The organism is Micromonospora sp. NPDC005161 (assembly GCF_053599855.1).
In genome coordinates, this window is sequence record NZ_JBSFYQ010000010.1 from 110,830 (window position 1) to 128,237 (window position 17,408).

General features: G+C 72.3%; 17 protein-coding genes. 7 read left to right on the forward strand and 10 right to left on the reverse strand.

What is annotated here, in order from left to right:
- Positions 1 to 27: 27 nt before the first annotated feature.
- The 4 genes from ACWD5O_RS12605 to ACWD5O_RS12620 all read right to left on the reverse strand — a co-directional run bounded on the left by ACWD5O_RS12605 (position 28) and on the right by ACWD5O_RS12620 (position 3,792).
- The gene (locus ACWD5O_RS12605; protein ID WP_354966979.1) at positions 28 to 987 is read right to left on the reverse strand and encodes a VWA domain-containing protein; all 960 of its coding nucleotides are present in this window, start codon (positions 985 to 987) and stop codon (positions 28 to 30) included.
- Positions 984 to 2,003: a DUF58 domain-containing protein gene (locus ACWD5O_RS12610; protein ID WP_450085334.1), complete on the reverse strand. Its 1,020-nt coding sequence runs from the start codon at positions 2,001 to 2,003 to the stop codon at positions 984 to 986. Before ACWD5O_RS12610 ends, ACWD5O_RS12605 begins: the two co-directional genes overlap by 4 nt.
- Positions 2,000 to 3,049, reverse strand: coding sequence for an AAA family ATPase (locus ACWD5O_RS12615; RefSeq protein WP_354966981.1), 1,050 nt, complete (start codon positions 3,047 to 3,049; stop codon positions 2,000 to 2,002). The genes ACWD5O_RS12610 and ACWD5O_RS12615 overlap by 4 nt, the downstream gene beginning before the upstream one ends.
- 233 nt (positions 3,050 to 3,282) lie before the next feature.
- A complete protein-coding gene (locus ACWD5O_RS12620) occupies positions 3,283 to 3,792 on the reverse strand; it encodes a hypothetical protein (protein WP_450085335.1) in 510 nt (169 codons plus the stop codon).
- A 339-nt stretch (positions 3,793 to 4,131) separates the two neighbouring features.
- Here ACWD5O_RS12620 and ACWD5O_RS12625 point away from each other — a divergent pair, with 339 nt between their 5' ends.
- Complete coding sequence (locus ACWD5O_RS12625; protein WP_354966983.1) at positions 4,132 to 5,127, forward strand: endonuclease/exonuclease/phosphatase family protein; 996 nt, start codon at positions 4,132 to 4,134, stop codon at positions 5,125 to 5,127.
- Between the two features lie 55 nt (positions 5,128 to 5,182).
- On the opposite strand, the gene cimA is transcribed toward ACWD5O_RS12625, so the two are convergent.
- Complete coding sequence (cimA, locus tag ACWD5O_RS12630; RefSeq protein ID WP_387326965.1) at positions 5,183 to 6,766, reverse strand: citramalate synthase; 1,584 nt, start codon at positions 6,764 to 6,766, stop codon at positions 5,183 to 5,185.
- A gap of 339 nt (positions 6,767 to 7,105) precedes the next feature.
- On the opposite strand from cimA, the gene ACWD5O_RS12635 reads away from it, so the two are divergent.
- From ACWD5O_RS12635 to ACWD5O_RS12650, 4 genes are all read left to right on the forward strand, one after another.
- The gene (locus ACWD5O_RS12635) at positions 7,106 to 7,666 is read left to right on the forward strand and encodes a peroxiredoxin (protein ID WP_089017338.1); all 561 of its coding nucleotides are present in this window, start codon (positions 7,106 to 7,108) and stop codon (positions 7,664 to 7,666) included.
- Positions 7,667 to 7,668: 2 nt separating this feature from the next.
- Positions 7,669 to 8,199 (forward strand): carboxymuconolactone decarboxylase family protein, encoded by a 531-nt coding sequence (locus tag ACWD5O_RS12640; protein ID WP_450085336.1) that lies wholly within the window; start codon positions 7,669 to 7,671, stop codon positions 8,197 to 8,199.
- A gap of 137 nt (positions 8,200 to 8,336) precedes the next feature.
- Positions 8,337 to 8,795, forward strand: coding sequence for a PRC-barrel domain containing protein (locus tag ACWD5O_RS12645; protein ID WP_354966986.1), 459 nt, complete (start codon positions 8,337 to 8,339; stop codon positions 8,793 to 8,795).
- Positions 8,796 to 8,851: 56 nt separating this feature from the next.
- Positions 8,852 to 9,592, forward strand: a complete 741-nt coding sequence (locus ACWD5O_RS12650) for a tyrosine-protein phosphatase (RefSeq protein WP_450085337.1) — start codon at positions 8,852 to 8,854, stop codon at positions 9,590 to 9,592.
- A gap of 10 nt (positions 9,593 to 9,602) precedes the next feature.
- Here the strand turns inward: ACWD5O_RS12650 and ACWD5O_RS12655 are convergent, their stop codons facing one another.
- Positions 9,603 to 10,700 carry a branched-chain amino acid aminotransferase gene (locus ACWD5O_RS12655; protein WP_450085338.1) on the reverse strand — a complete coding sequence of 366 codons (1,098 nt, stop codon included), beginning with the start codon at positions 10,698 to 10,700 and terminating at the stop codon, positions 9,603 to 9,605.
- A 162-nt stretch (positions 10,701 to 10,862) separates the two neighbouring features.
- Positions 10,863 to 11,894 carry a 3-isopropylmalate dehydrogenase gene (locus tag ACWD5O_RS12660; RefSeq protein ID WP_354966989.1) on the reverse strand — a complete coding sequence of 344 codons (1,032 nt, stop codon included), beginning with the start codon at positions 11,892 to 11,894 and terminating at the stop codon, positions 10,863 to 10,865.
- 227 nt (positions 11,895 to 12,121) lie between these two features.
- Here ACWD5O_RS12660 and ACWD5O_RS12665 point away from each other — a divergent pair, with 227 nt between their 5' ends.
- Together ACWD5O_RS12665 and ACWD5O_RS12670 are read left to right on the forward strand one after the other, a co-directional pair.
- The gene (locus ACWD5O_RS12665; RefSeq protein ID WP_450085339.1) at positions 12,122 to 12,964 is read left to right on the forward strand and encodes an FAD:protein FMN transferase; all 843 of its coding nucleotides are present in this window, start codon (positions 12,122 to 12,124) and stop codon (positions 12,962 to 12,964) included.
- Between the two features lie 374 nt (positions 12,965 to 13,338).
- Positions 13,339 to 13,695: a hypothetical protein gene (locus tag ACWD5O_RS12670; RefSeq protein WP_089017345.1), complete on the forward strand. Its 357-nt coding sequence runs from the start codon at positions 13,339 to 13,341 to the stop codon at positions 13,693 to 13,695.
- Positions 13,696 to 13,779: 84 nt separating this feature from the next.
- On the opposite strand, the gene serA is transcribed toward ACWD5O_RS12670, so the two are convergent.
- The 3 genes from serA to ilvN all read right to left on the reverse strand — a co-directional run bounded on the left by serA (position 13,780) and on the right by ilvN (position 17,339).
- A complete protein-coding gene (serA, locus tag ACWD5O_RS12675; protein ID WP_450085340.1) occupies positions 13,780 to 15,378 on the reverse strand; it encodes a phosphoglycerate dehydrogenase in 1,599 nt (532 codons plus the stop codon).
- A gap of 375 nt (positions 15,379 to 15,753) precedes the next feature.
- Positions 15,754 to 16,767, reverse strand: a complete 1,014-nt coding sequence (ilvC, locus tag ACWD5O_RS12680; protein WP_354966992.1) for a ketol-acid reductoisomerase — start codon at positions 16,765 to 16,767, stop codon at positions 15,754 to 15,756.
- A gap of 56 nt (positions 16,768 to 16,823) precedes the next feature.
- On the reverse strand, positions 16,824 to 17,339 hold the full coding sequence (gene ilvN, locus ACWD5O_RS12685) for an acetolactate synthase small subunit (RefSeq protein WP_089017348.1): 516 nt from the start codon (positions 17,337 to 17,339) through the stop codon (positions 16,824 to 16,826).
- Between the last annotated feature and the right edge of the window lie 69 nt (positions 17,340 to 17,408).

Consider the following 17,408-nt stretch of genomic DNA (forward strand, 5'->3'; position numbering starts at 1 on the left):
CGGTCGAAGTCCGTTGCGCGCGGCGGATCAGGGAAGTCGGGAGAACCAGCGCATCGAGCCGGCGGCGGCACCCATGGCGAAGACCAGCCCGAGGCCGATGAACCGGGCCGAGACGTCCTGCCGTTCGGTGCGGTAGCCGACCGAACTGCCGATGTCGTCGTAGACGGCGCGCAGTTCCTCGCTGGTGCTGGCCTCGTGGAACATCCCGCCGGTCTCGTCGGCGACCGCCTTGAGGGTCTGCCCGTCGACCGGCACCTGGATCGGCCGCCCGCCCCGGTCCACGAACCCGGACGGGGTGCCGAAGGAGATCGCGTGCACCGGCACCTCCGCCGCCACCGCTTCCGCCGCCGCCTCCATCGGGTCCATCCCGGAGGTGTTCGCCCCGTCGGAGAGCAAGATGATCCGGGCCGGCGGGGTCTCCGTGGCAGCCTGGCTGTCCAGGCTCTTGACCGCGCCGAGCGAGGTGTTGATGGCCTCGCCGATCGCGGTGCCCTGCACCCCGGTCACCCCCTCGGCGAGCCGGCCGATCCCCTCCTCCAGAGCCTCCCGGTCGGTGCCGGGCGGCACCAGCACGGCCGCGCTGCCGGCGAACGCGACCAGACCGACGTTGAACTCGTCGGGCAGGCCGTCGACGAAGCGCCGCGCCGCCTGCTTCGCCGCGGTCAGCCGGTCCGGGTCGACGTCGGTGGCGAGCATGGAGGTGGACACGTCCACCGCCACCATCACCGTGGCGCGTTCCCGGGGCACCTGGACCTCTGCGGTGGGCCGGGCGAAGCCGACCACGAGCAGGGCCAGCATGGCCAGGAACAGCCCGGCGGGGACGTGCCGACGCCACGCCGGCCGATCCGGAGCCACCCGGTCCAGCAGCCGCAGGTTGGTGAAGCGGACCGCGTACCGGCTGCGTCGGCGCTGCATCACCAGGTACGCGACGACCAGGGCGAGCACGCCGAGCAGCAGCCAGAGTCGCAGCGGCGACTGCCAGATCACGCGGCACCTCCCCGGACGACTCCCGCCGGCGCGGCGGCCAACCGACGCTGGGCGTGCACGTGCCGGACGATGTCCGCGCTCCAGTCCCGGTCGGTGCGCAACGCCAGGTGGGTGGCCCCACTGCGCCGCAGCGCCTGGTGGACCTGGTCACGCTGGGCGGCGGCCGCCGCGGCGTACCGCTCCCGCAGCCGACGGTCCGATGTGCACACCTCGCGTCGGCGGCCGGTCTCCGGGTCGACCAGCGTGATCAGGCCGACGTCCGGCAGCTCCAGCTCACGCGGGTCGGTCACCTCGATCCCCAGCACCTGGTGCCGGACGGCCAGCCGGCGCAGGGTCCGCTCCCAGGGCGGTGGCTCGTCGGGGTCGTCGGGCAGGCCGTCGAGGAAGTCGGAGACCACCACGACCAGACCGCGTCGGTTGGCGACCCGGTGCAGGGCGTCGAGCCCGTCCGCCAGCTCGGGCGACCCGACCGGCACCCCGACCGACGGCCTGGGCCGGTCGCCGGGTGCGGTGCCGCGGGGTACGGCCAGCAGCGCGCGGAGCAGGCCGAGCAGGTGGGTACGCCCACTGCGGGCCGGGAAACGCCGGACCCCGTCGGCGCGCAGCACCTGGGCCCCGAGCCGGTTGCCGACCCCGGCGGTCAGGAAGCCGATCGCGGCGACCGCGGCCACCGCCAGCTCCCGCTTGTCCAGGTCCGCGGTGCCGAACTCCATGCTGGCGCTGGCGTCGACCAGCAGCCAGGTGGTCAGTTCCCGGTCGGCGTCGACCTGCCGGACGTGCGGCACGGCGGTCCGGGCGGTCACCGCCCAGTCCATCCGGCGGACCTCGTCCTCGCCCGGCCGGTACTCGCGACTGCCGGCCGGTTCGCTGCCCGGCCCGGGCAGCAGGCCGCGGTACTGGCCGTGCAGCAGGCCGTTCAGTCGGCGTGTGACGGTCAGCTCCAGGCGGCGCAGCCGCTGGTCCGGAGCCAGCTCGGCGAGGCCGGGATCGGCCGGCGCGACGACCGCGCGCCTCATGCCGCCGCCAGGTCGGGGGCCTGCTGCGGGTGGCTGTCGGCCAGCCGGGGCGGTGGCACGGCCTCCACCAGCCGGCGGACCACGCCTTCGGCCGAGACCCCGTCGGCCACCGCGTCGAAGGAGAGCACCAGCCGGTGCGCGAGGACGTCCACCGCCAGCTCGCGGACGTCCTCGGGCAGCACGTACTCCCGCCCGCGCAGCAGCGCCCGGGCCCGGGCGGCCGCGACCAGGCCGAGGGTGGCCCGCGGGCTGGCCCCGTACGCCAGCAGTGACGCGATCTCCGGTAGCCCGAACCGGCCCGGGTCGCGGGTGGCGAGGATGAGCCGGACCACGTACTCGGCCAACGCGTGGTGGACGAAGACCCGCTCGGCGTGGGCCTGGAGGTCTTGCAGCCGTTGCGCGTCGAGCACCTGGCGCGGGCTCGGCCGGTCGGTGCTCATCCGGTAGAGGATCGCCAGCTCGTCGGCATCGCTCGGGTAGTCCACGACCACCTTCATCATGAACCGGTCGCGCTGCGCCTCCGGGAGCTGGTAGACCCCCTCGGACTCGATCGGGTTCTGCGTCGCCAGCACCAGGAACGGCGTCGGCACCGGCCAGCTGCGGCCACCGATGGAGACCTGCCGCTCCGCCATCGCCTCCAGGAGCGCCGACTGGACCTTGGCCGGGGCCCGGTTGATCTCGTCGGCGAGCACGAGGTTGGCCATGATCGGGCCCAGCTCGATGTCGAAGGTCTCCTTGGAGGCCCGGTAGATCCGAGTGCCGACGATGTCGGAGGGGACCAGGTCCGGAGTGAACTGGATCCGCGAGAAGGTCCCGCCGACCACGGTGGCGAGGGTCTGCGCGGCCAGCGTCTTGGCCACGCCGGGGACCCCCTCGAGGAGGCAGTGCCCGTTGGCGACCAGGGCGGTCAGCAGGCGTTCGACGAGCCGATCCTGCCCGACGATCACGCGTTTGACCTCGAAGAGGGTCTGTTCCAGCTCGACGCCGGTCGGCTCGGCTTCGACCGGGCTGGGCACGCTGGCCAGGGTGTCCGAGATGTCCGTCACGGTGCTTGCTTCCCGGGGCGGCCGCCCGGCAAACGTCGGATTATCAGCGCGCAAGTGCCCGATGGCGCCCCGACCCGGGATGAACGGTCCGGTCGGGTGACAACCGCCCCGGGACGACACGAGCCACGCGTGCGGCAGCAGACCGGGTGCAGGGCGAAGCCGCCGGGGCGGGCCGGCGGCCTCATCGGGACAACCCGGGTGCCGGCCCCTGTCCGGGGCCGGCACCCGGACCGTCAGGAAATGTGGACGACCAGGTGGAAGCCCAGGTCCGCCGCAGCCCCCGCCGAGTTGCGGGTCTGCACGAACACCCCGTTCGGCGTGCCGAGCCGAGGCGCGACCGAGACCTCGCCGGACGGCGGGACGCAGCAGGAGTCAGCGCGGCCGACGGTGGCCGCGAAGGTGCCGGTGGTGACGATGTGACCGAACTGGACCTCGTACTGGCCGACGCCGTACTTGATCACGATGCCAACGCCGCGCGCCTTGGTGCCGTTGGCGTTGACGACCACGATGCTCGTGCTGGCGGCGAGTGTGGTTGCGGCGCCGGACTTCAGTGCGGCCTTCGCCTTGCGTGCGGACTCCGCCGTCACCGGCGGCTGGGCGTTCGTGCTGCGGGCCGCCGGCTGGACGGTCTCCGCCGGCGCCTTCGCGGTCGGCTGGGCGACGGCGATCCCGCCGCCGGCCAGGCTCAACCCCAGGACAGCGAACGTGATTGCCGCCGCCTTACGTCGGAAAGATGTGCTCATGACAGGTCCCCCTTGTGTGACCGTGCGAATGCGGCCGACCCGCAGGGCGGGACGGATGACTGCCTGTAATAGGTGGACGACGACAATGAGACCGGAGGAAGTTATCTCACGCGCACCTGGTGAGGTTGATTTCTCAACGATCCACATCCGGTCTGAGCTGGGATTACTACTCAGAGTTGCGTCGTTTAGGCCAGGTGGAACGTAGCATCGGAAAAAGCCGAACGTCAATAGTTGATCTCGCTTTATCGAGCTGTCGGTCAGCCGTCAGATAATTGTGAAATGTGAGAGCATCACCATTCATGAAAATGGGATCCGGGGGTTACCGCTAGGCTCACCGCCATGATCGTCGACGCCCCGTCCGCACCGGCCCGACGCCGCGCCGACCGGATCGGTACGGTGCTCTGCTGGCTGGCGGTCGTACCGACGGCCGCCTGGGCCGCCGCCCGGCTGGCCGGCCTGGACCGGGGGCCGCTGGTGCAGGCGCTCGCCTTCACCCCGTACGTCGCGGGCTGGAGCCTGCTGGCCCTGACCCTCACCCTCGCCCTACGGCGCTGGTGGCCGGCGGCGGTCGCGGCGCTGGTCGCGGCGGCGCTGCTCAGCGTGGTCGCACCCCGGGCCCTGGCCTCTCCGCAACCCGCGACAGGCGGGCCCACCGTGCGGCTGCTCACCGCAAACCTGCTCGCCGGCTCCGCCGACGCGCGGACGCTGGTCGAGCTGGTCCGGCGGCACCGGGTGGACGTGCTCACCGTGCAGGAGTTCACCCCGGACGCGCAAGCCGCCCTCGATCGGCTCGGTCTCGACCAACTGCTGCCCCACCGGCAGCTCAACGCGCAGGTCGGCACGCCCGGCTCGGGGCTCTACTCGCGCTGGCCGATCACCGACGCCGGTGTCCGGCACAACCGCCGCGGCTGGGGCTTCAGCCAGGCGTACGGCACGCTGGCCGTCCCCGGCGCGCCCCCGGTCCGCGTCGAGTCGGCCCACCCCTCGGCGCCATACGCGCTGGACCAGGTCGGCGCCTGGCGTGACGACCTGACCGCCCAGCCACCGGCCACTCCGGACGGTGGCCTGCGGATCCTCGCGGGGGACTTCAATGCCACCCTCGACCACGGCCCGCTACGGGCCCTGCTGCGAACCGGCTACGTCGACGCCGCCGACGCCACCGGAGCGGGGCTGACCGGCACCTGGGGCCCGTACGACGGCGACCTGATCCCGCCGGTCACCATCGACCACGTGCTGATCGATCGCCGGATAGCCGCCCGGACCGTGACCGTGCACGACCTACCCGGCACCGACCACCGTCCCGTGCTGGCCACCCTCCGCCTCCCGGCCACCTGACCCCCGGCCCCCACGCCCCGCCCTGCCCCGATCCGGGCGGGGGTGGAGATCCGGGTCAGACGGGGGCGGGGGCCAGTCCGTAGGTGAGGGCGTCGACCAGGGCGTGCCAGCTGGCTTCGACCACGTTGGGATGCACGCCCACGGTGGTCCAGTCCCGGCCGCCGCTGTCGGCGGTTTCCAGCAGCACCCGGGTGACGGCGCCGGTGCCGTGGCTGCCCTCCAGGATGCGCACCTTGTAGTCGGCCAGCTCGAAGTCGCGCAGCTGCGGGTAGTGCCGGGCCAGCCCCACCCGCAGCGCCTCGTCCAGCGCGTTGACCGGACCGTTGCCCTCGGCGGTGGCGATCACCCGCTCGCCGCGTACCCGGATCTTGACGGTTGCCTCGGAGACCACCGCGCCGTCCTCGCGGTGCTCGACCAGAACCCGGTACGACTCCAGCGTGAACGGCCGGGCCGGGCCGCCCTCCGGAAGCTCCGAACGGACCAGCAGCTCGAAGGAGGCGTCCGCGGCCTCGAAGGACCAGCCGCCGGCCTCCAGTTCCTTGACCCGGTTGGTGACCCGGGTCAGCGCCTCCGGTCGGCCGGCCAGGTCCAGGCCGAGCTCACGACTCTTGAGCTCGACGCTGGCCCGGCCGGCCATCTCGGTTATCAGGATCCGCATGTCGTTGCCCACCACCGACGGGTTCACGTGGTTGTAGAGCAACGGGTCGACCTTGATCGCACTCGCGTGCAGCCCCGCCTTGTGGGCGAAGGCCGCGGCCCCGACGTACGCCTGGTGGGTGTCGGGGGCGATGTTGGCGATCTCGGCGATGGCGTGCGAGACCCGCACCATCTGCGCGAGGCAGCCCTCCGGTAGGACGGGCATGCCCAGCTTGAGTTCGAGGTTCGCGACGACCGCGAAGATGTCGGCGTTGCCGGGCCGCTCGCCGTACCCGTTGGCGGTGCCCTGGACGTGGCGGACCCCCGCCTCGACCGCGGCGATCGTGTTGGCCACCGCGCAGGCGGTGTCGTTCTGCGCGTGCATGCCGAGCAGCCCCGCGTCGATCCCGAGCCGGTCGGTCAGGTCGGCGATCACGGCGGTCACCTGGGATGGCAGCATGCCGCCGTTGGTGTCACAGAGCACCATCCGCTCGGCGCCGGCGGCCAGCGCGGTCTGCACCACGGCCGCGCCGTACGCCGGGTCGTGCCGGTAGCCGTCGAAGAAGTGTTCGCCGTCGACGAAGACCCGTCGGCCCTCGCCGACGAGGTGGCTGACGGTGTCGTGGATCATCGCCAGGTTCTCCGCGCCGGTGGTGCGCAGCGCGCGCTCGACGTGCCGGGTGTCGGCCTTGGCGACCAGGGCCACCGCCGGGGTGTGCGCGTCCAGCAGGCCGCGTACCTGGGGGTCGTCGGCGACCGCCACACCGGCCTTGCGGGTGGCGCCGAACGCGACCAGCACGCCGCGCCGCAGATCCAGCTCCGTGCGTGCCCGGCGGAAGAACTCGGTGTCCTTGGGCACCGCGCCCGGCCAGCCGCCCTCGATGAAGCCGACGCCGAACTCGTCGAGCAGCCGGGCCACCGCCAGCTTGTCGACCACCGAGTAGGTGAGCCCCTCGCGCTGGGCGCCGTCGCGCAACGTCGTGTCGTAGACCTGGAACGTCATCAGGATCCTTTCTCGGAGCAACAAAAAGACCCCCCGCGGCTGCGGGAGGTCTGCGCGCTCGGCGGAGGGAGGGCCGGCGCGCTAGGTCGCAATAATCAGGGCGGTGCTGGTCACGATCGCTACTCTGCCACCGCTCCTCTGATTTTGGGAGGAACAGTCCACATCGCGGGATGGTGACGCACCGTTGGCCGACCCGGACCCTCCTCCGGTCTCGGGCACAACCCCCCGCTCGTGATCGGCTTCACAAGTCACCTGCCCGCCCACCGGCGAAAACTCGCCTACGGAAGCATCTGGAACCGATCCAGTTATCGGGCCCAGTGCCGCTCCCAAGGAGGACCCTTGCTCACTGTCGGTGACCGCTTCCCCGAGTACGAACTCACCGCCTGTGTGTCGCTGGACGCCGACAAGGCGTTCGAGACGCTCAACCACAAGTCCCACGAGGGCAAGTGGCGGGTGGTCTTCTTCTGGCCGAAGGACTTCACCTTCATCTGCCCGACGGAGATCGCCGAGTTCGGCCGGCTCAACGGCGAGTTCGCCGACCGGGACGCGCAGGTCCTGGGGGCGTCGGTGGACAACGAGTACGTCCACTACGCGTGGCGCAAGGACCACCCGGACCTGCGGGAGCTGCCCTTCCCGATGCTCAGCGACATCAAGCGTGAGCTGGCCGCCGCCTGCGGCGTGCTCGGCGAGGACGGCGTGGCCCAGCGCGCGACGTTCATCATCGACCCGAACAACGAGATCCAGTTCGCCATGGTGACCGCCGGCTCGGTCGGCCGCAACGTCTCCGAGGTGCTGCGGGTGCTCGACGCGCTGCAGACCGACGAGCTGTGCCCGTGCAACTGGAACAAGGGCGGCGAGACCCTCGACGCCAGCGCGCTCCTCGCCGGCGCCGGAGCCTGACCATGGGTCTGGACGCGATCAAGGCGGCCCTGCCCGAGTACGCCAAGGACATCAAGCTCAACCTGGGCTCCACCGTCGGCACCTCGACGCTGACCCCGGTGCAGGCCTGGGGCACCGCGCTGGCCTGCGCGGTGGCCGCCCGCAACCCGGTGGTGCTGCGCGAGATCGCCGCCGAGGCGCTCGGTCACCTCATGCCGGAGGGTGTCGAGGCGGCCAAGGGCGCCGCGGCCATCATGGCGATGAACAACGTCTACTACCGGGCCAAGCACCTCATCGGCGACGAGCAGTACGCCTCGATGCCGGCCCGGCTGCGGATGCAGATCATCGCCCGGCCGGGGGTGGACAAGGGCGACTTCGAGCTCTGGTGCCTCGCCGTGTCGGCGATCACCGGCTGCGGGGTGTGCCTCGAGTCGCACGAGAAGACGCTGCGCGGCAGCGGCTTCACCCGGGAGCAGGTGCACGAGGCGCTGCGGATCTCCGCCGTGGTGCACGCCACGGCGGTCACCCTGGACGCCGAGGCCGCGCTGGCCTGAGCAGGTACGCCCCGACGGGCCGACGCCGCACCGCGGCGTCGGCCCGTCGCCGTTTCCGGCCCCCGGCGACCGGGTAGCTCCTGCGGGGACGCACTCACCTACGCCGTGCGCATCGGCGACAGTCAGGAGTGAACGGCATGGACAGGATCGACCCGCACGCGACGCACGCCGCGCCGGAGCCGCTGCGCGGAGGCGACCAGGGCACCGTGCCCGGCGGTGCCCCGGCAGGCGCCTTCGACCCCTGGCGCTACCGCGACCAGGCCGGGGTGGCCGACGCCGACCTGGTCGGCTACGCGGTCGAGGCCACCGACGGTGGGATCGGCAAGATCGACAGCGCCAGCCACGAGGTGGACGGCAGCTACCTGGTGGTGGACACCGGCCCGTGGATCTTCGGCAAGAAGGTGATGCTGCCGGCCGGCACGGTCAACCAGGTCGACCACGACCAGCGCACCGTCTCCGTGGACCGGACCCGCGACCAGATCAAGGCCGCCCCGGAGTACGACGAGACCAGCCACAGCGACCCGCACTATCGCAACCAGCTGGGTGGCTACTACGACGAGACGTACGGCGCACTCCCGCCCGGCACCGGGCGGTAGCCGATCGGACCCGACGGCCGGTGGGGCCTTGTCCCACCGGCCGTTACCGTGTCAGCGTGGACGCCATCGAGGACAACCGAAACATTTCGCTGCCCGCGACCTTCAACTTCCGCGACGTCGGTGGCTACCCCGGTCACGACGGCCGCACCGTGCGCCGGGGACGGCTCTACCGCTCGGACTCACTGCACCGCCTCAACGAGAACGACCGGGACGCGTTCGCCGCGATCGGCATCCGCACCGTCATCGACCTGCGCCGCCCGCACGAGGTGGAACGGGACGGCCGGGTGCCGTCGTACGAGGGGCTGACCTACCGGAACATCCACCCGGAGCACGCGGAGTGGGGCGAGCAGCCGTACCGCGAGGGCGACAGCCTGGCGCGCTACCTCGCGGACCGGTACGCCGCCCTCGCACAGACCGGCACCGGCGGGTTGGCCGAGGCGATCGGGTTGATCGCCGACTCGGCCAACGCCCCGGTGGTGGTGCACTGCGTGGCCGGCAAGGACCGCACCGGCATCGTGTGCGCGCTGACCCTCGCCGTGCTGGGCGTCGACGACACCGACATCGTCGCGGACTACGCCCTCAGCACCGAGGCGTCCGCCCGGTTCAGTGCCTGGCTGGCCGCCAACAATGTGGTTGTGGGGGACGTGCCGGCACCGTTCCTGGCCTCGCCCGCCGAGACGATGGAGCTCTTCCTCGCCGAGCTGCGCGAGGGGTACGGCTCGGTGGAAGGCTACCTACGCCACGCCGGGGTGACCGACGCGCAACTCACCACCCTCCGCGACCACCTGCTCGACTAGGGCGGAGGCGTCAGAGGACCCGGTGCACCCAGCCCTGCGGGTCGGTGGCCTTGCCACGTTGGATGTCGACGAGCTGTTGGCGCAGCGCCATCGTGACCCGGCCCGGTTCGCCGCCGCCGATCAGGAACTCGCCGTCGGGGAAGCGGACCCCGCCGATCGGGGTGATCACGGCGGCGGTGCCGCAGGCGAAGACCTCGCGGAGCCGGCCGCTGGCCGCGTCGGCCTGCCAGTCGGCGAAGGTGACCGGCCGCTCCTCGACCCGGTGCCCGGCCGCGCCGGCCAGCGTGAGGACCGCGTCGCGGGTGATGCCCGGCAGGATCGTGCCGGTCAGCGGCGGGGTGACCACCGTGTCGTCGTCGTAGACGAAGAAGACGTTCATGCCGCCCAGCTCGTCGACGAAGCGGCGCTCCACCGCGTCCAGGAAGACCACCTGGTCGCAGCCGGCCTCGATGGCCTCGGCCTGGGCCGCCAGTGACGCGGCATAGTTGCCACCGCACTTGGCGGCACCGGTGCCACCGGGCGCCGCCCGGGTGTAGTCCGGTGAGACCCAGACGGTGACCGGCTTGACGCCGCCGCTGAAGTACGCCCCGACCGGCGAGGCGATCACCATGTAGAGGTATTCGTTGGCCGGACGGACACCGAGGAAGACCTCGCTGGCGAACATGAACGGCCGCAGGTAGAGACTGCCGTCCGCGCCGGTCGGGATCCACTCCCGGTCGACCTCGATGAGCTTGTGCAGCGAGTCGATGAAGACCTCGGCCGGCAGCGCCGGCATCGCCATCCGCTGCGCCGAGGCGGCGAACCGGGCGGCGTTGGCGTCCGGCCGGAACATGGTCACGCCACCGTCGGCGGTCCGGTACGCCTTCAGCCCCTCGAAGATCTCCTGCGCGTAGTGCAGCACCGCGCTGGCCGGGTCCATCGGGATCGGCCCGCGCGCCTCCACCCGGGCGTCGTACCAGCCCTTGCCGTCGGCGTACCGGACGGTGACCATGTGGTCGGTGAAGACCCGGCCGAACCCGGGGTTGACCAGCAGGGCGGCCCGGTCGGTGGCGGATACCGGCGCGGGATTCGGACGGATCTCGAAGTCGAGCTTGTCACCACCGCTCATCGCGCTGACCTCCCTGCGGGACAACGGCATGCGGGATCGCACACCGACATGGCTGTGCCAGAAACTTACCCCGAACGGTCGTTCAGCGGGTAGCGCCGCCCGGGGCATGGACGACCCCGGATGGCTCCTCGCCGGACCGACCGGCGCGCGGCCGTGGGCGGCTCAGGCTACGGCGTGGGCGGCGAGCCGGTCGCCGACCTCGGCGGTACGCAGCGCCACACCCGGCGTCCGGCCGGCCAGCTCGGCGGCGACCGCCGCGTTGACCCGGGCCGCGGCCTCCGCGTGCCCGAGCTGCTCCAGCAGCAGCGCGGCGGAGAGCACCGCGGCGACCGGGTCGGCGATGCCCTGCCCGGCGATGTCCGGCGCCGAGCCGTGCACCGGCTCGAACATGGAGGGGTACGCCCCCTCGGGGTTGATGCAGCCGCTGGCGGCCAACCCGATCCCACCGGTGACCGCGGCGGCGATGTCGGTGAGGATGTCGCCGAACAGGTTGTCGGTGACCACCACGTCGTAGCGCTGCGGCTGGGTGACGAGGAACATCGCGGCCGCGTCGACGTGCTGGTACTCGGTGGCGATGTCCGGGTGCTCGGCGGCGACCGCGTCGAAGGCCCGCGCCCAGAGCGAACCGGCGTGGGTGAGCACGTTGGTCTTGTGCACCAGGGTGACCTTGCGCCGCTCCCGGCGGCCGGCCCGGGCGAACGCGTCGCGGATCACCCGCTCCACGCCGTGCCGGGTGTTCAGGCTCTCCTCGGTGGCGACCTCGGCGGGTGTGTCGCGGTGCAGCGAGCCGCCGGCTCCGGCGTAGAGCCCCTCGGTGCCCTCACGCACCACAACGAGGTCGACCTCACCCGGCTTGACGTTGCCCAGCGGGCCGGCGACCCCGGGCCAGAGCCGGGACGGGCGCAGGTTGACGTACTGGTCGAAGGCGAACCGGAGCTTGAGCAGCAGCCCCCGCTCCAGCACTCCCGGCGGGACGGTCGGGTCGCCGACCGCGCCGAGCAGGATCGCGTCGTGGCCGGCCAGCTCCGTCAGCACCGAGTCGGGCAGCACCTCTCCGGTACGGTGCCAGCGGGCCGCGCCGAGGTCGTACTCGGTGGCCTGCACGCCGGGCAGCACGGCGTCGAGGACCTTGCGGGCCTGCGCGACCACCTCGGGCCCGATGCCGTCCCCGGCCACCACCGCGATCCGCGCCACGCCCGCACTCCTCTGTTCGACTGCACCGTCGCCGCAACGGTACGTCTCCGTCCCGCCTCCCGGTACGCAGCTTCCACGATGTGGGAAGGACGGATACACAGCACCCTCTCAGGCGGGACTCATGCGGCGGTCATCTCCGCTGCCTACCGTGGGGGTCAGCGGGTCACGGGGGCCTGCGAACCGGGGGTCACCGACGACGCGACCCCAACTGCGAGGGGGCAGATGCCATGCGCATCGACGAGCAGCCGCGGACCCGCTGGCCGGACCCGTCGGCGTTCCGGAACCGCCGGCCGGACCTCCGGCTCGGCAGCCGGCGGCAGCGGATCGACCCGGCGGCCGCCAGCCAGGGCCGGATCGCGATGCAGCACACCGTGCGCACCCCGACCGCCGAGTACACGCTGCTGCTCAACGCCCCCGAGCGGCTCGGCCGCCGGGGCGTCGGCGAGGCACTGCGGGACAGCGTCGCGGAGCTACGCGCCATCGACCTCACCTACGGCCCGAACCGGCCGGAGAGCCTGGTCTCCAGGCTGCGTCGTGGCGAGATCAGTCCCGACTCGTACCCCCCGCTGGCCGACCTGGTGGACCGCTGCACGGCGATGCGCGCCGCCACCGACGGGTGGTTCGACGCCTGGTCGGTGCCGGGCGGCTTCGACCCGGGCGGCCTGCTCGGCGGCTGGGCGGTGGAGCGCGCGGCCGCCCGCCTGCGCGCCGCGGGCATCCACGACTACGCCGTGCTCACCGGCGCCGACCTGGTGGTCCGCGGCCGGGCGCCGCACGGCGGGCCGTGGCGGGTGGCGGTGCACCACCCGACCGCGCCCGAACGCGCGCCGCTGCTGCTGGAGATGACCGCCGGCGCCGTCGGCACCTCCGGGGTGACCGGACGACAGGGGCACGTGGTGGACCCGCACACCGGCGAGCCGGCCAACCACCTCGTCGCCGCCACGGTTGTCGGCCCCGACCTGACCGTGGCCGACGCCTACGCCACCGCGCTCTACGCCGCCGGCCCCACCGGGCTGGCCTGGTTCCGCGGCGGCTCCGACTATCGCGCGCTCTTCGCCCACCGGCGCTGAGCGGGACGTCGTCGCACCGAGCCCGCCTCCCCGCGGTGCTCCGGCCCGGTTGGCACCTCGGCGGTGCCCGGTCGGGCTGCGATCGGCCCCCACAGCCTCGGCAACGGCCGTGGGGGCCGGTCAGCGACGAGTGCGCGTGGCTCGCACAATCGAGGGGTGCGGACCGGTCGGGGCCGGACGTCGACCGCGCCACCCGAAGACGGGCCGACGCCGCGAACTCGGCCAGTGACCGCAGTCGGTACGCTAGCGAATCGACGCAACTCGACGCAAGAGTCTCCACAGCGGACCGTCGCGGCCGGAGCGTGGCAGATCAGTGATTGGCCTGCGGCGAGGCAGTTTCGACATGGTGAACGACGGATGGCACGCTGTCCGCCGTGAGTTTCGATCTGAGCGTGTGGGCCCTGGAGGACGGGGCGACGCCCGAGGACGTGCGGGCCGCGGTCGAGGGTTGCCGGCAGGGGCGGCACGTGGACCGTTACCCGGACCCGCGAGTGGTGGCTTTCTACCGGGCGATCACGGCCTCGTACCCGGACCGGCACCCCGGCCCGGACAGCCCGTGGGCGGTGGCGCCACTGCACGCCGCCCACGACCATGTCGAGCTGAACCTGCATCCGACCTGCGCGGACCAGGTGCTGCTGGACATCGAGCGGCTGGCCGGCGAGCACGGGCTGATGCTGTTCGACCCGCAGGACGGCTCGGTCTACCCGCCCCCGGCCCGGCTGCCCGGCTGACCCGGGCGGGCGGCAGGACCACCCGAGCCCGGGTACGACAAAGGGGCCCAGCGGATCGCCGGGCCCCCCGTGGTGCTGCCGTGACTACTCGTCGCGCAGGTCCGCCGCGCTGGCCGCCGTCGCGCCGATCGAGTCGGCCGCAGAGGTGAGCAGGTCCGCGCCGAGCGCCTGGTCGACGGTGAGCGTCATCAGCGTCTCGCCACCCGCCTCGCGCCGGGCCACCTGCATCGCCGCGATGTTGATGCCCGACTCGCCGAGCAGGGTGCCGACGGTGCCGACGACGCCGGGCCGGTCGGCGTAGCGCAGGAAAAGCAGGATGCCCTCCGCGCCGATCTCCACGTCGAAGCCGTCCACCTCGGTCAGCTTCAGGACGTCGCGAGCGCCGGAGTGGGTGACCGTGCCGGAGACGCTGACCGTCCGGCCGTCCGGCAGCGCGCCACGCACCGTGACCAGGGTGGGCTGCTCCGCCGTCTCGGCCAGGCTGGCCAGGGTGACCTCGACGCCACGCTCGGCGGCCAGGTGCGGGGCGTTGACGTAGGTGACCTGCTCCTCGACGACCGAGCTGAACATGCCCTTGGTGGCGGCGAGCTTGAGCACCGACACGTCGTGGCTGACGATCTCGCCGCGGACCTCGACCGTGACGCTGGCGGCGACGCCGCCGGCGACCGCGGTGAAGGCGCGGCCGAGCTTCTCGGCCAGCGGGAGCAGCGGCCGCACGTCCTCGGCGACCACGCCACCGGCCTGCACGTTGACCGCATCCGGGACGAACTCGCCCTGCAACGCCAGCTTCACGCTCCGGGCCACCGCCAGGCCGGCCTTGTCCTGCGCCTCGTGCGTCGAGGCACCCAGGTGCGGGGTGGCCACCACGTTGTCGAAGGCGAACAGCGGGGAGGAGGTGCAGGGCTCCTTGCTGTAGACGTCGACGCCGGCGCCGGCGACCCGGCCCTCGGCGATGGCGTTCGCGAGCGCCTGCTCGTCGACCAGACCGCCGCGGGCGGCGTTGACGATGCGCACGCCCGGCTTGACGATCGCCAGTTCCTTCTCACCGATCAGGCCCACCGTCTCTGGGGTCTTCGGCAGGTGGATGGAGATGAAGTCGCTCTCCCGAAGCAACTCCTCCAGGCCCACCAGGCGTACGCCGAGCTGCGCCGCCCGGGCCGGCTGGATGTACGGGTCGTACGCGATCAGCCGGGTGCCGAACGCGGCGATGCGCTGCGCGAAGAGCACCCCGATGCGACCGAGCCCGACCACGCCGACGGTCTTGCCCTGCACCTCGACGCCGGTGTACTTCGACCGCTTCCACTCCCCCGCCTTGAGCGCGGCGCTGGCGCTGGCGGTGTTGCGGGCCACGGCGAGGAGCAGAGCGACGGCCTGCTCCGCGGCGGAGACGATGTTCGAGGTGGGCGCGTTGACGACCATGACGCCCCGCGCGGTCGCGGCCGGCACCTCGACGTTGTCCAGCCCGATGCCCGCCCGGGCGACCACCTTGAGTCGCGGTGCGGCGGCGATCGCCTCGGCGTCGATCTGGGTCGCGCTGCGCACGATGACGGCGTGGGCCTCGGAGAGCGCCGAGAGCAGGGCCGGACGGTCGGTGCCGTCGACGTGCCGGACGTCGAAGTCGTGGGCGAGCACCTCGATGGCGGCGGGGGCGAGTTCTTCGGCGATCAGTACGACAGGATTCATCGGTCCTCGTAGAGGTCGTGTTTACGATCGGCGCGGGCGGCGAGGCGCCGCACTGCGCCCTGCGCTGATCCGTGCCGTGGCCGTCAGGTGCCGGCTGCGCACCTACCCGCGATCGTAGGGGCCCCGCTGGTCGGCATGTTCGGGTCTTCGGGGTGAGGGCCCTCACACGCCGGGGCGGACGCCGGACATCGCACGTTCACCCGACCGTCATCGCTGCCGGGCCCGGCGGGTCGCACGCTCAACGGACATGTCCCGGGCGGCCGACGCCACCGGCTCGGTGCTCAGCGTCACTCGGTCCAGCATGTGAGCATCGACAAGCTGGACGCGCGGGGCCGTCCGGCCGCGTCAGGACGACCGGACGGCCCCGCGGCGGCGTCAGGCGGTCTCGGTGATCGGGCGGTCGACCCAGCTCATCATGCCGCGCAGCTTCCGGCCGGTCTCCTCGATCGGGTGCGCCGCACCCTCGGCCTGCCACTTGGTGAAGTTGGGCCGGCCCGCCTCGTCCTCGGCAACCCACTCGCGGGCGAACTCGCCGGACTGGATCTCCCCGAGGATCTTGCGCATCTCGTCCTTGACCCGGGAGTCGATGATCCGCGGGCCACGGGAGAGGTCGCCGTACTCGGCGGTGTCGGAGATGCTGTACCGCATCTTCGCGATGCCGCCCTCGTACATGAGGTCGACGATCAGCTTCAGCTCGTGCAGGCACTCGAAGTAGGCCACCTCGGGGGCGTAGCCCGCCTCGGTGAGCACCTCGAACCCGGTCTGCACCAGCGCCGCCGCGCCGCCGCAGAGCACCGCCTGCTCGCCGAAGAGGTCGGTCTCGGTCTCCTCGGTGAAGGTGGTCCGGATCACGCCGGCGCGCGTGCCGCCGATCCCCTTGGCGTACGCGAGGGCGAGCGCGAGCGCGTTGCCGCTGGCGTCCTGCTCGACGGCGACCAGGCAGGGCACGCCCTTGCCGTCGGCGTACTGGCGGCGGACCAGGTGGCCGGGGCCCTTCGGGGCGACCATCGCCACGTCGACCTCGGCCGGCGGCTTGATCAGCCCGTACCGGATGTTGAAGCCGTGGCCGAAGAAGATCGCCTTGCCCGGGGCGAGGTGCGGGGCGATCGACTCGGTGTACAGGGCACGCTGGGCGGTGTCCGGCGCGAGCACCATGATCACATCGGCCTCGGCGGCGGCCTGCGCCGGCGTGACGACCCGCAGGCCCTGCTCCTCGGCCTTGGGACGGCTCTTCGAGCCCTCCGGCAGACCGATCACCACGTCGACGCCGGAGTCGCGCAGCGACAGCGCGTGGGCGTGGCCCTGGCTGCCGTAGCCGATCACCGCGACCTTCTTGGCCTGGATCAGGCCGAGGTCGGCATCGTCGTCGTAGTACACCTCAACGCTCATGAGACTTCCCTTTCGTACGACGGCCCGGACGGCCCGTCGTGGTCTGTGCGGATGGGTCAGGCGGCCCGCAGCGCGGGACCGGCGGTGATCGAACGCGAGCCGCGCCCGATCGCCACCAGCCCGGACTGGACCATTTCCTTGATGCCGAAGGGCTCGAGGTCGCGCAGCAGCGCGTCGAGCTTGTCCGGGGTGCCGGTGGCCTCGATGGTCAGCGTGTCCGGTGCCACGTCGACCACCCGGGCGCGGAACAGGTTGACGGTCTCCAGCACCTGGGTCCGCGCGGACCGGTCGGCGCGGACCTTCACCAGCAGCAACTCCCGGGCGACCGAAACCTGCGGGTCCAGCTCGACGATCTTGAGCACGTTCACCAGCTTGTTGAGCTGCTTGGTGACCTGTTCCAGAGGAGACGACTCCGCGTTGACCACGATGGTGATCCGGGAGACGTCCGGGTTCTCGGTCTCACCGACGGCCAGGCTGTCGATGTTGAATCCGCGCCGGGAGAACAGGCCGGAGACCCGGGCGAGCACGCCAGGCTTGTTCTCCACGAGCACGGACAGGGTGTGCATCGTCATGCCACGACCTCGCTTCGCCCGGTCGCGCCCTGACGACGCGCAGCACTGAGCCTGCTGATTCGTTCGCTT

Excerpts from the sequence above, each read along its gene's own strand:
- ACWD5O_RS12655 (WP_450085338.1), bottom strand. The coding sequence starts at position 10,700 with ATGAGCGGTGGTGACAAGCTCGACTTCGAGATCCGTCCGAATCCCGCG.
- ilvN (WP_089017348.1), bottom strand. The coding sequence starts at position 17,339 with ATGACGATGCACACCCTGTCCGTGCTCGTGGAGAACAAGCCTGGCGTG.
- cimA (WP_387326965.1), bottom strand. The coding sequence starts at position 6,766 with ATGACGTTCCAGGTCTACGACACGACGTTGCGCGACGGCGCCCAGCGC.
- ACWD5O_RS12640 (WP_450085336.1), top strand. The coding sequence starts at position 7,669 with ATGGGTCTGGACGCGATCAAGGCGGCCCTGCCCGAGTACGCCAAGGAC.
- ACWD5O_RS12665 (WP_450085339.1), top strand. The coding sequence starts at position 12,122 with ATGCGCATCGACGAGCAGCCGCGGACCCGCTGGCCGGACCCGTCGGCG.
- serA (WP_450085340.1), bottom strand. The coding sequence starts at position 15,378 with ATGAATCCTGTCGTACTGATCGCCGAAGAACTCGCCCCCGCCGCCATC.
- ACWD5O_RS12645 (WP_354966986.1), top strand. The coding sequence starts at position 8,337 with ATGGACAGGATCGACCCGCACGCGACGCACGCCGCGCCGGAGCCGCTG.
- ilvC (WP_354966992.1), bottom strand. The coding sequence starts at position 16,767 with ATGAGCGTTGAGGTGTACTACGACGACGATGCCGACCTCGGCCTGATC.
- ACWD5O_RS12610 (WP_450085334.1), bottom strand. The coding sequence starts at position 2,003 with ATGAGGCGCGCGGTCGTCGCGCCGGCCGATCCCGGCCTCGCCGAGCTG.
- ACWD5O_RS12620 (WP_450085335.1), bottom strand. The coding sequence starts at position 3,792 with ATGAGCACATCTTTCCGACGTAAGGCGGCGGCAATCACGTTCGCTGTC.
- ACWD5O_RS12625 (WP_354966983.1), top strand. The coding sequence starts at position 4,132 with ATGATCGTCGACGCCCCGTCCGCACCGGCCCGACGCCGCGCCGACCGG.